The organism is Oleidesulfovibrio vietnamensis (genome assembly GCF_055388115.1).
Map to the genome: position 1 here is coordinate 2,611,769 of NZ_AP042419.1, position 12,826 is coordinate 2,624,594.

The 12,826-nt window shown below is 58.7% G+C and carries 12 protein-coding genes; 5 read left to right on the top strand and 7 right to left on the bottom strand.

Going from position 1 to position 12,826, the window contains the following annotated elements; translation table 11 throughout:
- Positions 1–21: 21 nt before the first annotated feature.
- From ACZ5D1_RS11705 to ACZ5D1_RS11715, 3 genes are read right to left on the bottom strand one after another with little or no spacing between them, the layout of a single operon-like run.
- Complete coding sequence (locus ACZ5D1_RS11705; protein ID WP_011368449.1) at positions 22–690, bottom strand: DUF4254 domain-containing protein; 669 nt, start codon at positions 688–690, stop codon at positions 22–24.
- Positions 691–725: 35 nt separating this feature from the next.
- Entirely contained in the window at positions 726–2,468 is a 1,743-nt protein-coding gene (locus tag ACZ5D1_RS11710; RefSeq protein ID WP_011368450.1) for an ARMT1-like domain-containing protein, read from the bottom strand.
- A gap of 27 nt (positions 2,469–2,495) precedes the next feature.
- Complete coding sequence (locus ACZ5D1_RS11715; RefSeq protein WP_455696964.1) at positions 2,496–3,374, bottom strand: NAD(+)/NADH kinase; 879 nt, start codon at positions 3,372–3,374, stop codon at positions 2,496–2,498.
- Positions 3,375–3,656: 282 nt separating this feature from the next.
- On the opposite strand from ACZ5D1_RS11715, the gene ACZ5D1_RS11720 reads away from it, so the two are divergent.
- The 3 genes from ACZ5D1_RS11720 to hemC are packed head-to-tail and all read left to right on the top strand — an operon-like array spanning position 3,657 to position 5,550.
- On the top strand, positions 3,657–4,286 hold the full coding sequence (locus tag ACZ5D1_RS11720) for a D-sedoheptulose 7-phosphate isomerase (protein WP_011368452.1): 630 nt from the start codon (positions 3,657–3,659) through the stop codon (positions 4,284–4,286).
- Positions 4,287–4,332: 46 nt separating this feature from the next.
- Positions 4,333–4,560: an FmdB family zinc ribbon protein gene (locus ACZ5D1_RS11725; protein WP_011368453.1), complete on the top strand. Its 228-nt coding sequence runs from the start codon at positions 4,333–4,335 to the stop codon at positions 4,558–4,560.
- Positions 4,561–4,599: 39 nt separating this feature from the next.
- The gene (gene hemC / locus ACZ5D1_RS11730; RefSeq protein WP_011368454.1) at positions 4,600–5,550 is read left to right on the top strand and encodes a hydroxymethylbilane synthase; all 951 of its coding nucleotides are present in this window, start codon (positions 4,600–4,602) and stop codon (positions 5,548–5,550) included.
- 80 nt (positions 5,551–5,630) lie between these two features.
- Here hemC and ACZ5D1_RS11735 read toward each other — a convergent pair whose 3' ends face one another.
- The 4 genes from ACZ5D1_RS11735 to ACZ5D1_RS11750 all read right to left on the bottom strand — a co-directional run bounded on the left by ACZ5D1_RS11735 (position 5,631) and on the right by ACZ5D1_RS11750 (position 9,300).
- The gene (locus ACZ5D1_RS11735) at positions 5,631–6,623 is read right to left on the bottom strand and encodes an ABC transporter substrate-binding protein (protein ID WP_455696963.1); all 993 of its coding nucleotides are present in this window, start codon (positions 6,621–6,623) and stop codon (positions 5,631–5,633) included.
- Positions 6,624–6,690: 67 nt separating this feature from the next.
- Positions 6,691–7,770 (bottom strand): lipid A deacylase LpxR family protein, encoded by a 1,080-nt coding sequence (locus tag ACZ5D1_RS11740; RefSeq protein WP_011368456.1) that lies wholly within the window; start codon positions 7,768–7,770, stop codon positions 6,691–6,693.
- A gap of 7 nt (positions 7,771–7,777) precedes the next feature.
- Positions 7,778–8,503, bottom strand: coding sequence for a TIGR04282 family arsenosugar biosynthesis glycosyltransferase (locus ACZ5D1_RS11745; protein WP_034618949.1), 726 nt, complete (start codon positions 8,501–8,503; stop codon positions 7,778–7,780).
- A gap of 2 nt (positions 8,504–8,505) precedes the next feature.
- Positions 8,506–9,300, bottom strand: a complete 795-nt coding sequence (locus ACZ5D1_RS11750; protein ID WP_464554961.1) for a TIGR04283 family arsenosugar biosynthesis glycosyltransferase — start codon at positions 9,298–9,300, stop codon at positions 8,506–8,508.
- A 149-nt stretch (positions 9,301–9,449) separates the two neighbouring features.
- On the opposite strand from ACZ5D1_RS11750, the gene ACZ5D1_RS11755 reads away from it, so the two are divergent.
- Positions 9,450–11,861 (top strand): Lon protease family protein, encoded by a 2,412-nt coding sequence (locus ACZ5D1_RS11755; RefSeq protein WP_464554963.1) that lies wholly within the window; start codon positions 9,450–9,452, stop codon positions 11,859–11,861.
- A gap of 39 nt (positions 11,862–11,900) precedes the next feature.
- The gene (locus tag ACZ5D1_RS11760) at positions 11,901–12,764 is read left to right on the top strand and encodes a hypothetical protein (RefSeq protein ID WP_011368460.1); all 864 of its coding nucleotides are present in this window, start codon (positions 11,901–11,903) and stop codon (positions 12,762–12,764) included.
- The last annotated feature ends 62 nt before the right edge of the window (positions 12,765–12,826 follow it).

The window sequence follows — 12,826 nt, forward strand, 5'->3', positions numbered from 1 at the left end:
CAGCAGGGCGGCCCCGCAGCGCTATGCCTTTCCTTTTCTGTTGCCGTACAGTTCCGGATTCAGATCAGGGTCGTTGTACATCTTGAACTGGTAGTACGTTTTAGGACGCTTCACGCCGCGGGCATAATCGTCCAGCAGCTCCATGACGGCACGGCTCAGGTCGTGCCGCTGCTCGGCCAGCACGGCCAGCTTGGCGCGGCAGTTTTCTCTGTGCTGCTCCGGCGCGTCTTCGCGGGCGGCCTGTTCCAGCATATGAAACATCTTGAGGCTGAGGATGGACAGCCTGTCCACCGCCATGCCCAGCGATTCTGTATTGATGCGTACCTGCTCATGCGCCGGAGGCAGCAGCGGCTCCATAAGCGATATCATGCAGATATCCACTTTTTCCATGTAGTCGTTGCGCTGCTGGTTGTATCCGTCGATGCGGTATTTGCAGTCCGCGATGACTTCCGGCCCCACATCCTTCCGCCTGGCGATGTCTTCCACATGCCACAGCTTGAAATTCATCAGATGCTGAGCCAGCACCAGCCTGTGCAGCGCGGCCAGAGCCGGTTCATTTTCTGTAACCTGTTTGCCGGCCTGCGTTGCAGTGTCGGGTTCGCTGTCATGCCAGCGGGCGGTGGCATCCGCCTGCGCGTCAAAGGCGCGCTCCAGCCCGCTCTTTATGATTTCAAAAGAAATAGTGCTCATTGTACCGTTCCGGAAACTATATTGCATTGTGCAGGCTATTTAATGCCCGCGTCAAAGAATTTGCCCACGCCGTATTCACGCCGCCGGAAAAACTTGTCCGGTGCAGGGCCGATGATCTGCAGCTCGGGGTGTTTTTTCTGCATATCTATGGCGATATGCATTTCCTTGGTGCAGCCGGTGGAATAGGTTGAATCCTTGCCCGACCACACGGGCGGCACTTTGCGGCCCATCAGCGCAAAGCTGGTTTCTATATCCTCTACTGTCTGAAAACGCCAGACATCAATAAGTCCGCTCCGCTGAACACGCTCCCACATGAACATGAGGTCGTCGCCGTCCATGCCTTCAGAAAAATGCTCTGCGGGGTTGATGACGAACACCTGCTCCATGCGCTCGCGCAGATGTGCCACAAAGGTGTCCACCACGCTGATGGCCGTGGCTGTCTGCCCGGGTATGGAACCGATGACGCAGCTGTAGAAAATGATGGTGCGGCCTGCGTGTTTGGCTTCGCGCATACGGCGTATGATGGTGTCCGCCTTGCCCAGCAGATCCTGCTCCGAAAATTTACGCACTCCGGCGGCCCGGGGCTTGGAAGCAAAGTGGAACTCACCCTGCTTGTCTCTGTGAAAACACAGAATGTCGCGGGTATAATCATGGCTGCTTTCTATAAGCACTTCATGATTGCGTCTGCCTTTTGCCAGAATGACATCACATTCCTTCCATGCACGGGCAAAGGTGACACTGGTGCGGTACAGATTAAGCTGTTCGCGCGTTCCGTCCGAAATAACCACAAACCGGTGTTCACGCAGGGTGGCCAGCAGGCTGTTCTTGGTCACGGCCTCGTCATGCAGAAACATGGCGCCCTCCAGCTGCTCTTTAAGCACCGGATCAAACTCGGCATCCCACATGGTGGGGGTTTTGAAGTGAAAGCCTTCCTTGAGCACCAGCACCACCTGATGCCCCATACGCAGCAGCGCCCTGATTATACGCAGGTCATAGATAATGCCGCCGCTCACATCGGGCAGATACATTACTTTCCGGCGGGCTTCTTCTTCCGGACCGAAAACCAGCCGCAGTCTGGCGCAGTCACCGCAGGGCTTGTTCAGCTCCGCGGCAAAGTCCACACCTTCCAGACTGGAATTTTTCCACAGTTCGGACATGGTGGAAAGATAAAGCAGACGGCGCAGCTCTATCATATCAAGCTCCCACCGGAAGTCGCGGATATCGGTGCATGCTGCGGGCAGGTCTTCGGGACAGGCCTGCAGGGCCCTGTTCACTTCCGGGCTGCCGGCATTGTCCGCCGCCTGCCGGTTGGCCTGCACTTTGGAATCACGGTAGGGGTCGGGAATGCCGCACTGGGTCAGCACAACGCTTACCAGCCGTTTGACCAGCCGCGAAGGAATGATGATGCCCGATTTTAACGCCAGCTGAAAACGAAGCCGCGCAAAGTGGATGACACGCCGTTCGTTGAATTTGTCAAAGCCGTGGGCCTTAATCATCATAACGATGAAACGCCATGCGCGGGCATACTCGCGCACCAGCTCCATGGGCGGCTGAGGCTGGACAAGCATGCGGAACACTTTGTCGGAACAGGGGAAATAAATCTGGTCTTCGTCCAGAGCCACCATAAACCGCAGCTGTTCGGGCGTGGCAATAAGCGTAGGGTTGAGCAGATGCTCTATATTATTCTCTGTGCGAAAATGATGCAGCCATGCATCCAGCACAGGATCAACCCCCTGGCGCACTTCGCGCACGGAAGCAAGTTCGGGAAGCGCAGTCATTCTAACCTCCGGAAAAACGGCCGCGCATCAGCTTGATGCGGGAACGGCCCGCCCGCGTCCTCTCGGGTCGCGTACAAAGCCTTTGGCACGCAGCCGCGTGAAATAGGTGGAGCCTTCAACAGCGACAAAAAGCAACCCGCGGGAAGCCTGCGTGACGGTGACAAGATCACCCGCCTGCAGGGCAAAGCATTCCTGACCGTCCTGCGTCACATACACTTCCTGCGGCCCTTCCAGAATCCTGATCTCGAACCGCATGGAACCGGCCAGCACCATGGGATGAAAATTGTTGAGAAACGGACAGATAGGTGTGATGGCATAGACAGACATATCGGGATGCACCAGCGGTCCCCCCGCCGATACGGCATACCCGGTGGCTCCGGTGGGGGTGGACACGATAAGCCCGTCCGCACGCAGATCACCCAGCCATTCGCCGTCCACGCCCAGCCCCAGATTGATCACCCGGGCCAGTACGCCGCGGTGCAGCACAACATCGTTGACGGCCGTGCCCTCAAAAACGCAGCGTTCTTCCCGGCTCACGGCAAAATGCAGCGCCAGCCGCTCCGAACACGTCAGGCCGTTTTCCGCCAGCCGGGTAAAAGCCTGCTGCCAGCCTGCGGCTGAAACCTCTGCCAGAAAGCCCACCTTGCCCAGATTGACGCCGAGCAACGGCACATCAAGCCCCACTGCTCTGCGCGAAACACTCAGCATGGTGCCGTCGCCGCCCAGCACCATGATGCACGAAGCACTGCGCGCAAAGTCAGGAAGAGCCGATGCGGTATCGTTTTCTTCCGTTGCCGCTTCTATGCCGCGCGCGGCAAACCATGCCTGCATATCGGCGGCAAGGGCAGCGGCTCCGGCATGGGCCTGCTTGGTGACTATAAAAACTCTTTTCAATTCGCGATGCATGACTATCCCTAGTAGAAAGCACAGATTCCATCAAGAAGCCGCAAGGCTTTGCGGCAGGGACTACCCCACATGCGCCCGCCGGACAAGAATTAAAGCCCGCACCGGCCGCGGCACAGGTGCAAACACCCGCCGACGGCAAAGACAGACTCATGCAACATCAATAATACCGGATTGATACATAACAATGCCACGAAACATTGCGAGCCTGCGCCATTTAGGGTAGTCCCAAGTGGTTCCGTTTCGCCCCTTGCGTTTCGCGGAATGTTTCAACAAGGAGCCCCGATGTCAGACACTGCCAAAATAATGGTCATGGAGCACGCGCTGGACGGCAGCCGCCTGCGGGAAGCGTTTTTTCAGGAAAACGCCGACGCCGTGGTGGATGTGGCGCGTATCATGGCCGTATGCATCGCGCGCGGCGGCAAGGTGCTGCTGTGCGGCAACGGCGGCAGCGCGGCCGATGCGCAACATCTGGCCGCCGAATTCGTGAACAGATTTATTATGGACAGACCCCCGCTGCCTGCCATCGCCCTGACCACCGATTCCTCCGTGCTCACATCCATCGGCAATGATTTCGGGTTTGAGCAGGTTTTCAGCAAACAGGTGCAGGCGCTGGGCCAGCAGGGCGATGTGCTTATAGCCATATCCACTTCGGGCGGCAGTCCCAACGTGCTTGCAGCACTGCGGGCCGCTGCCGAAAAAGGCGTCATCACCGTGGGGCTGACCGGCAAAGGCGGCGGCGCCATGGCCGAACTGTGTGATTACCTCATCGACGTGAAAGACAGCCGCACTCCGCTCATTCAGGAAATACACATAGCCGTAGGACACCTGCTGTGCGGTCTGGTGGACCATTATCTTTTTGAAAACGTGCTTGAACTGCAGCCCTGGCTTGAACAGCCGGCGGAAAGCCGCTAGGCGGGGCTTGCCATATATCCGTTAAGTTTCAGCAAAGAGGAATACCATGCCCATTTACGAGTACACATGCAAAGCCTGTCACAAGGACTTTGAAGAACTGGTTTTCGGTGCGGGTGACACGGTCAAATGTCCGGCCTGCGGCTCTACAAAAACCGAAAAACTGATGTCCTGCTCCTGCTTCAAAACATCCGACGGTCAGGGCGGGTACTCTCTGCCGGCATCATCCGGCGGCTGTTCCGGCTGTTCCGGCGGCAACTGCTCTTCCTGCAAATAACGCCGCCCCGCCAATTCTCTAACTCTCACAGGCGCGCACATGAAAAAAATCGTCATCGCTACCCGCGGCAGCAAGCTCGCTCTCTGGCAGGCAGAACATATCAAAGAACGCATCATGCAGCAGTACCCCGACAGTTTTGAAGTCGAACTGCTGGTTCTGAAAACCAAAGGCGACATCATTCTTGACGTGCCCCTGGCCAAAGTGGGCGGCAAGGGTCTTTTTGTCAAAGAAATCGAAGAAGCGCTGCTGGACGGCCGCGCAGACATCGCCGTGCACAGCATGAAAGATGTTCCCATGGAACTGCCTCAGGGACTGACTCTGGGAGCCATTCCCGAGAGGGAAGTCCCCACGGACTCGCTGCTTTCGGCCAGATACGACGGGCTGGACGCCCTGCCGCAGGGTGCCGTGGTGGGCACAAGCAGTCTGCGCCGCCAGTCACAGATTCTCGCCATGCGTCCCGACCTTGAAGTCAAATGGCTGCGCGGCAACGTGCAGACCCGCATACGCAAACTGATGGACGGAGAATACGACGCCATCATCATGGCCACATCAGGGCTCAAGCGTCTGGGCGAAACGGCTCCCTTTCATTCCGAACTGGGACCGCCCCTGTTCATGCCCGCCGTGGGACAGGGAGCACTGGGTCTTGAATACCGCAGTGACAGGCAGGACCTTGCCGAGATGCTGGCATTTCTTGACCACCGCCCCTCGCGCATATGCGTCGAGGCGGAACGCGGCTTTCTTTTCGGGCTGCAGGGCGGCTGTCAGGTGCCCATAGCCGGATACGCCGTCATGACCGGCGACAACAGCTTTGAGCTGACGGGACTTGTGGCCGAACTGGACGGCACCGCCGTCATCCGGCGCACTGCCGCGGGCACCGAAGCAGACGCCCGCGATACCGGTCTGACGCTTGCAGCACAGGTAAAGGCCGCCGGTGCTGACGCCATTCTGCAGCGCGTCTATGAAAACGGCCACGCCTCGCCGCAGGCCTGAGTCTGACAAACGCCATACAAAACGGGCGGCGCAGATAATATCTGCGCCGCCCGTTTCTTTCAGAAAGAAACTCCGGAAAATCAGGGCACCATTTCCACCTGATCAATAAAGGTTGCGGGCAGAACCAGACCCCAGCGCGCAAGCCCGCTGCGGCTGAATTTCAGCATGCCCTGTTCGGCCAGTACCGGCTGCACCGGCAGCGGCTCTCCGGCCAGCATGGATTCGACCAGCCCTGCGGCCCTGTGTGCCTGTTCCTCTGCAGAGTGCAGCAGCCCGCCTATGGCAAGCCCCGGTCCCACGCTGAATTCCCATACGGCAAAACACGGTACCGGACTGTGCTCCGCCGTCCAGCGCAGCACCTTGTCATCGGGCACAACACGACCGTCTGCATCGCGCAGCGTCTGGTACAGACCGATGACAAGGATATCGGCCCCCTGCCCGCGTGCCGAGAGCACATGTTCAAGCCATTGCTGCCAGCTGCCGACGATGCGCGTCTGCAGTTCGATGCCCATGACATTCTGCTCTGCGGCACCGCGCAGAACAGTGCGGAAAATAAGCTGCGACGTTGTGCCGCTGTCAAAAAGCATCAGCGCACGCCTGAGTGTCAGGCCTTCAAGGCGGCTGAGGTAACTCAGCGTGCGCTTCACCAGCGGACGCTCGATGACTCCTGCCACGTTTTCCGGCCCGTGCAGCCCGTAATCGCGCGGGTTGCCGTTGACCCCCATGTAAACAATACGCGCACCTGCCGACACAAGCTGCGGCCCCAGCAGACGGCAGGCATTGTCGTCGGCCAGCACCACCACATCCGGAGCATGCCGCCTGTACGCATCCATGGCCAGCCCGGCGCGGGCGGCAAATTCTTCCCGGGGCAGACGTTTGGTATCAAGCTCAAAGGTCAGCAGGGTATGCTCCGGCGTCAGCCGCAGGCGCAGGGTCTGCAGCCATTCTGCGTCCCAGGCGTATTCCGCATGGTAGCTCTGAATGACCAGTATGGTGGCCGCAGCGGCACGCGCGGCACACAGTCCGGCAAACAGCAGCGCACACAATACTATGGCAGAAACACGCAGCAGCAAGGCGACACCTCCGTAGTCAGCGCAACGGTACCGCAGCACGACACGGCACGGTATTATTTACCATGCACTAAAACGTAACGGCAAATGTAAGCGAACCGAAATGCTGCCGCCGCTCCTGACTATAAAACTCGCGGGTACGCAGTACATGGGTGTAGGAAACGCGGTAGCGGCCGTACATCAGGGCGATGCCCCCGTTTACGTCGGCCACCAGCGTTTTTTTGGCCACATGGTGACTGCTTGTAAAGGTGTTGCCGTCCAGAAAAATGTTGCGCGCCACGGCCCGCAGGTCTGTACCGGCAAAAAAATACACCCCGAAACCTTCATCGCCGGCATGCAGACGGGGGTCATCGTCGTCTGTGGGGGCACCGATGGCCGCCCCCGGCCTGATAAGCGAAGTGCCGAAATCTGCAGGCAGATTGTACCCGAAGCGCACCTCGCCGCCGGCATTGGCATACGTCAGCACGTTGCCCGCCGTCAGTCCGGCATGCGGAAGCACGTCCCAGCCCCACCCGCTGCCCGAACTTTCGGGGTTCAGCCGCCACGCCCGCTCAAAGGTGACCATAAGCGCAGGCTCGTTGTGCAGCTGGTTTTCCCAGCCTTTGGCGGTGGGAATGTTGCGCACGCTGTGCACGCCGTTCTGGGCAAATTCTCCCAGAGCGGCCGGTCCCACCATACCCATGGTGACCATAAGCGTATCCAGCCTGTCGTGCTGTTTGGCATGCAGCCCCACGGCACCGTACAGATATCCGGCATACGGCCGGTCATCTTCCAGCAGGTGCTCCACCTGTGTGTCCGAAGGCGTGTAAATGTGCTGGCCCAGCGTAAGCGAGACGTTGTACTGCGAGTCCTTGCCGGCCTCCAGCGGCAGCTCGTCCAGCAGGCCGTCCAGACTGTCCGGCAGCATGTCATCCGCCGCCAGAGTGGGCAGATCGCGCGATACAAGCGTCATCTGCACGGCATTGGTGTAGTACTGGTCAGTTCCGCCGAACAGGTCGTTTTCAAAATAAAAAAGCAGCGTACGCGTGGATTTGGCCTTGGTGCGTACATAGCTGTCTTTAACGGTTGTCTGCGCCGCGGTGTCGGCGCGCGCCGGCACTGCGCAGCACAGCATGCCGCACAGTGCGAGAAAAAGCGCGATATTCCGCATGCGCGGTCTACTCCTTTTCCACCGGAGCCATGCCCGGCAGATCTATGTCGTACTGCCTGATCAGTGCGTCATTTTCGCGCAGCAGCGCGTAAGTGGACGACCGGCGGAACGAACTGTTTTTGTTGGTACGGTACAGCACGTTAAGATCCCATACCGTGTCCACATCGTTCCAGTCGGGCAGCTGCAGCACCTCAAGACGGGCCCTGCGCATTTTTTCCACCGTGGGCTGATATACGTCCGCCTCGCCCCAGCGTATGCCGTCAAAAACATCGGGACAAAAGCTGTCTTTACGGAATCCGATAAGATAATACCCGCCGTCAAAAGCGGGACCTATGGCCGCATCATAATGCTGCAGATCGTTCAGCGCCTTCTGCACCAGTTCGCAGGGATAGTCCGGTATATCACTGCCCATCAGCACCACGCGGTCATAACCGTCGTCAAAGGCTTTCTGCATGGCATGCTTCATGCGTTCGCCCAGATCAAGCCCCTGCTGTGCCGCAAACATATGCTGCGGGCCCAGCCATGCCTTGAATTTTTCGGGCAGATCGGCGTCACCCGGCACATAACAGATGCGCAGGTCGGCATGCAGGCGCGCAAGCCCCTGCAGCATGTCCTGCACAAAATGCCGGTACAGCATGGCGGCTTTGTCATTGCCCACCACTTCGCCCAGACGCGTTTTCACCTTTCCCGGTTCAGGATACTTGACAAAAAAAAGAATGCAGGATTCGCTCATGATCATCCCCTGTGTGCGCGATACCATCGTGAAAGAGAGTGCGGAGAAACGCCCAGCGCATACAATGCGCGCAAACATACGTTACGCGCCGAGCAGTACAGCAGACCTTCCTTGTGCCAGCGCCGCGCCGATGTGGCAACACGGCTTTTCACTATTTCTATGGGGTCGCCCCTGCGCCGGATGCGGCGCATGATGTCCACATCCTCCATCAGAGGGATATCGGCATACCCGCCCAGCTGCCGGAAATACGCGGTGCAGAAAAACTGCGCCTGATCACCGTAAGGCGTGCGCGTAAGCCTGTTGCGGGCGTCGGCCACCCGCTCCGTCAGCCGGAAAAAAAACCCCCCGCCATCAATGCCCAGACTGAACGCCCCGGCCTGAACCCGCGAGAGCGCATCCAGCATATGCGCAAAAGCATTGTGCGGCAGGCGGGTATCGGCATGCAGAAACAGCAGCACGCGCCCCCGGGCGCATGCGGCGGCGGCATTCATCTGGCGTGCCCTGCCTATGGGAGCGTGCATGTGCAGCACGGCGGCACCGCACAGGCAGTCCGGCTGCGGCAGCGGCTGCTGCGGGTCGCCGTCCGCTATTATCAGCTCAAAGGGCACACCGCCGCTTACCGCCTGCAGATGCTCCGCCAGCCTGCCTGCCATGCCTTGCCCCGCAAGCACCGGCACCACCACGGAAACAACCGCGGGGTCCGCACCGTTTGCCCCGCAGGCCCGACCACCGGCCGGACCACCGGAGTTTCCGCTCGTCTTGCAACGCCGGACACAAGTACCGTTCTGACACGTCATTGCCTGATATCCCTGAGTATATAGACAGCCCGGCCGCCTGACAAACGCTATTGCCTGATGACTTTCAGCATATGCTGCGATATACTTTCCCGTTGAGCAACTGCGTATCGCTTTTGCCCAAGCAAATTCACTGCCCGATCAGGAGAATCATGAGCAGACCCAAGCCGCTACCGTCTTCCAAGCTACGCACCAGACTGGACCCCACACGCATTCCCTGCGACGACAGCCGCACGCTGCCCCGTTCGGCCCCACGCGGCAGCGCCCAGCCCCGCGCCATGCAGGCGCTGGAAATGGCGCTGCACATACGCGACACAGGCTATAACATATATCTGGCCGGCGAAGCCAATCTGGGCCGCACGTACATGCTGATGGACGTGCTGACGCCCCGCGCCCGCAAAATGCCCGCGCCGCCCGACCAGCTGTATGTACACAACTTTGACGACCGCGACCACCCGCGACTTATACTGCTGCCCGCCGGCAAGGGGCGCGCGCTCAAAAACGACCTTGCCCAGACCATAACGCGTATCCGCAAAGAGATTCCCTCGCGCTTTGAAAACGACGCCTATGTCAAAAAGCGCAACGAACTGCTGGAGCGCTTTCAGGACATACGCGACAAGCTGCTCAAGGAAATGGATTCCGTGGCCGTGGGCAAGGGATTCAACCTTGATCTGGATGACGCGGGCGGAGTCACGCTGTACCCGCTTATCGAAGGCAAACGCCTGAGCGAAGAAGAATTTGAACGACTGGACGAAGGACTGCGCAAAAACCTGAAGGTTAAAAGTGACGCGCTGCTCAAGGTAATGACAGGGCTCATGCGCCAGCTGAGCAAAGCCGAACAGAGTTTTTCCGAAGGCGAGCGCTCGCTGGACCGTAAAGTCATGTCCGAAGTGCTGGACACACATCTGAAGCCGCTGGCGGAAGAATACAACAGCGCCTGTGCCTGTGCCGTGCTGTGTGATTATTTTGAAGATCTGCGGGCTGACATGCTGGACAATCTGGACAGCTTTGTGGCCAAGCAGGACACCCCGCAGCAGGGCGATGCCTCCGGTGGTTCCGCCAGTGAAGAGACTCTTGGACGGTACGAGATTAATCTCTTTGTCGATAATTCCGAGCTGAAAGGCGCCCCCATCGTCACCGAAGACCACCCCACCCCCGCCAACCTGCTGGGGTGCGTGGAACGCGAGGCCGAAATGGGCGCGCTGGTCACCGATTTCACGCTGGTAAAAGCAGGCGCCCTGCAAAAGGCCAACGGCGGTTTTCTGCTGCTGCATATGGAAGATATTCTGCAGCACCCCGCCGCATGGGAAGGGCTGATGCGCGCCCTGCGGTCTTCACGTGCGCGCATCGAAGACCCCGACGACGGTGTGGACACCACCAAGACCAAGGGCATAGAGCCGGAACCGCTGGATCTGTCGCTCAAGGTCATCCTCATCGGTGATGAAGAGCTGTACGAACAGCTGACAGAGCACGACGACCGTTTTCCCAAGCTGTTTAAAATCAAGGCACATATGGCCGAAACCATGCGGCGCGACGCTGCAGGGGTCAAAAATTACCTGCACCGCATAGGCCGCATCATAGAAGAAGCCGGTCTGCCTCCTTTCACCCGCGAGGCCATGGCCGGCATTGTCGATCATGGTTCGCGGATTATCGAAGACCAGAAAAAACTGTCGCTCAAATTCCCTCTGGTGCGCGAGCTGATGCTCGAAGCCGCCGCGCTGGCATCCATGAAAGGAAAAAAAATGGTGGATGGCGCCACGCTGCATAACGCACTGGAAGCACGCCATTACCGCAGCAATCTGTATGAAGAGCTCTTCATGGAGGAATACGACCGCGAGCTGATAAAAGTGGCTACCAGCGGTCAGGCCGTGGGACATGTGACAGGGCTTTCAGTCAGCATGTACGGCGACTTTGAGTTCGGTCTGCCGCACTCCATATCGTGCACGGTGGGCGTGGGCACAGGCGGCATCATCGACCTTGAACGTGAAGCCCAGCTTGGCGGCCCCATTCACACCAAAGCCATGATGATTCTTAAAAGCTACCTGCTCAGCCAGTTCGCCCATAACAAACCGCTGGTACTTTCCGGCAGCCTGTGCTTCGAACAGAACTACGTGGGTGTGGAAGGCGACTCCGCCTCCGGTGCGGAACTGGCCGCGCTGCTTTCGGCGCTGGCTCAGGTGCCCATAGATATGTCGCTGGCGTTCACCGGTGCGGTGTCGCAGTCCGGTTCCATCATGGCGGTGGGCGGTGTGACGCGCAAAATCGAAGGATTTTTCGACCTGTGTGTGCGCCGGGGACTTACCGGCAGACAGGGAGTTATCATTCCGCATGACAACACCGACCATCTTATGCTTAAATACGATGTTCTCAAAGAAGTTGATGCGGGAAAGTTCGCCATATATCCGGTGCGCCACATCACAGAAGCACTTGAACTGCTTACGGGAATAAAAACAGGTAACAGACGCAAGGACGGCTCTTTCACGCCGGACTCGCTGTACCATAAGGTGGACAGACGCCTTGCCGAAATGGGCAGACTGGCCACCAGAGCATTCCGCTCGCGCTGATTCCGACGGATCAGAAAACCTTTTACAGGAGTCACTTTGATGGCAAGACGTTGTGGTGTTGTTCTCTCTCTGCTTGCTTTTCTGCTGCTGGGGGCCGCCGGTGCCCGGGCCGAAAGCGAGCACACACTGAAACTCAACCTCGAAAGCGCGTACACAGCCAAGGCCGACCTTGATGACGGCGGCTCCTTTGCGCGCACATCGACCAGAGTGCGGGCAACATGGAACGAGTTTTCGTTCTTTTACCGTAACGACAACTATGACTGGAGCGACACTTCCGGCATGCGCTTCGGCAGAGACGGCAAGACGCCCTTTGAAAACCTGCAGCGCATCGGCGTGATGTACAACGACACGTTCCGCATCAGCGGACCGTGGTTCACCACTGCCTCGCTGGGCATCACGTCCATGTTCGAAGAAGATTTCGTCAATGACAATCTGACGTTCTTCGGCGGCGGCATGGTGGGGTATGCCTTCAGCCCGCAGGCTTCTGTGGCGGCTGGTATTGCCGGCATACGCACTCCGCTGAAAACATACGCCTTCCCCATGTTCAGCGCACGCTATGCAGAAGGCCCGTGGACCCTGCAGCTGGGCTTTCCCAAAACGGAAGCACGCTATGCCGTGTCTGAGGCGCTGGATGTGCGGCTGGCAGCCGATTACGACATCGGAGTATACAGACTGCGCGACCACAGCCCGCTTGCCAAAGAAGGCTTTCTTGAAATGCGCGAAATCATCACCGGTCTGTACCTTGACTGGAAGCCTCTGGACGGGCTGGTGCTTTCCGCCGGTCCCGAGCTTGTCTGGGGCCGCAGCATGAAGGTTTACGACGACAACGAAAACAGACGATGGGACAAGCAGGAGCCCGACGCTGCCGCAGGCGGCCGGATCAGCATTTCCTACTCATTCTAGCCTCAGGGCATTCAACGGCCGCGCTCCGCAGAGAGCGCGGCTTTTTTTACATCCTGCCTGCG

Bases quoted from the DNA above. Each gene is read 5' to 3' on its own strand.
- hemC (WP_011368454.1), top strand. From the start codon at position 4,600: ATGAAAAAAATCGTCATCGCTACCCGCGGCAGCAAGCTCGCTCTCTGG.
- ACZ5D1_RS11750 (WP_464554961.1), bottom strand. From the start codon at position 9,300: ATGACGTGTCAGAACGGTACTTGTGTCCGGCGTTGCAAGACGAGCGGA.
- ACZ5D1_RS11720 (WP_011368452.1), top strand. From the start codon at position 3,657: ATGTCAGACACTGCCAAAATAATGGTCATGGAGCACGCGCTGGACGGC.
- ACZ5D1_RS11725 (WP_011368453.1), top strand. From the start codon at position 4,333: ATGCCCATTTACGAGTACACATGCAAAGCCTGTCACAAGGACTTTGAA.
- ACZ5D1_RS11760 (WP_011368460.1), top strand. From the start codon at position 11,901: ATGGCAAGACGTTGTGGTGTTGTTCTCTCTCTGCTTGCTTTTCTGCTG.
- ACZ5D1_RS11710 (WP_011368450.1), bottom strand. From the start codon at position 2,468: ATGACTGCGCTTCCCGAACTTGCTTCCGTGCGCGAAGTGCGCCAGGGG.
- ACZ5D1_RS11745 (WP_034618949.1), bottom strand. From the start codon at position 8,503: ATGAGCGAATCCTGCATTCTTTTTTTTGTCAAGTATCCTGAACCGGGA.
- ACZ5D1_RS11715 (WP_455696964.1), bottom strand. From the start codon at position 3,374: ATGCATCGCGAATTGAAAAGAGTTTTTATAGTCACCAAGCAGGCCCAT.
- ACZ5D1_RS11705 (WP_011368449.1), bottom strand. From the start codon at position 690: ATGAGCACTATTTCTTTTGAAATCATAAAGAGCGGGCTGGAGCGCGCC.
- ACZ5D1_RS11740 (WP_011368456.1), bottom strand. From the start codon at position 7,770: ATGCGGAATATCGCGCTTTTTCTCGCACTGTGCGGCATGCTGTGCTGC.
- ACZ5D1_RS11755 (WP_464554963.1), top strand. From the start codon at position 9,450: ATGAGCAGACCCAAGCCGCTACCGTCTTCCAAGCTACGCACCAGACTG.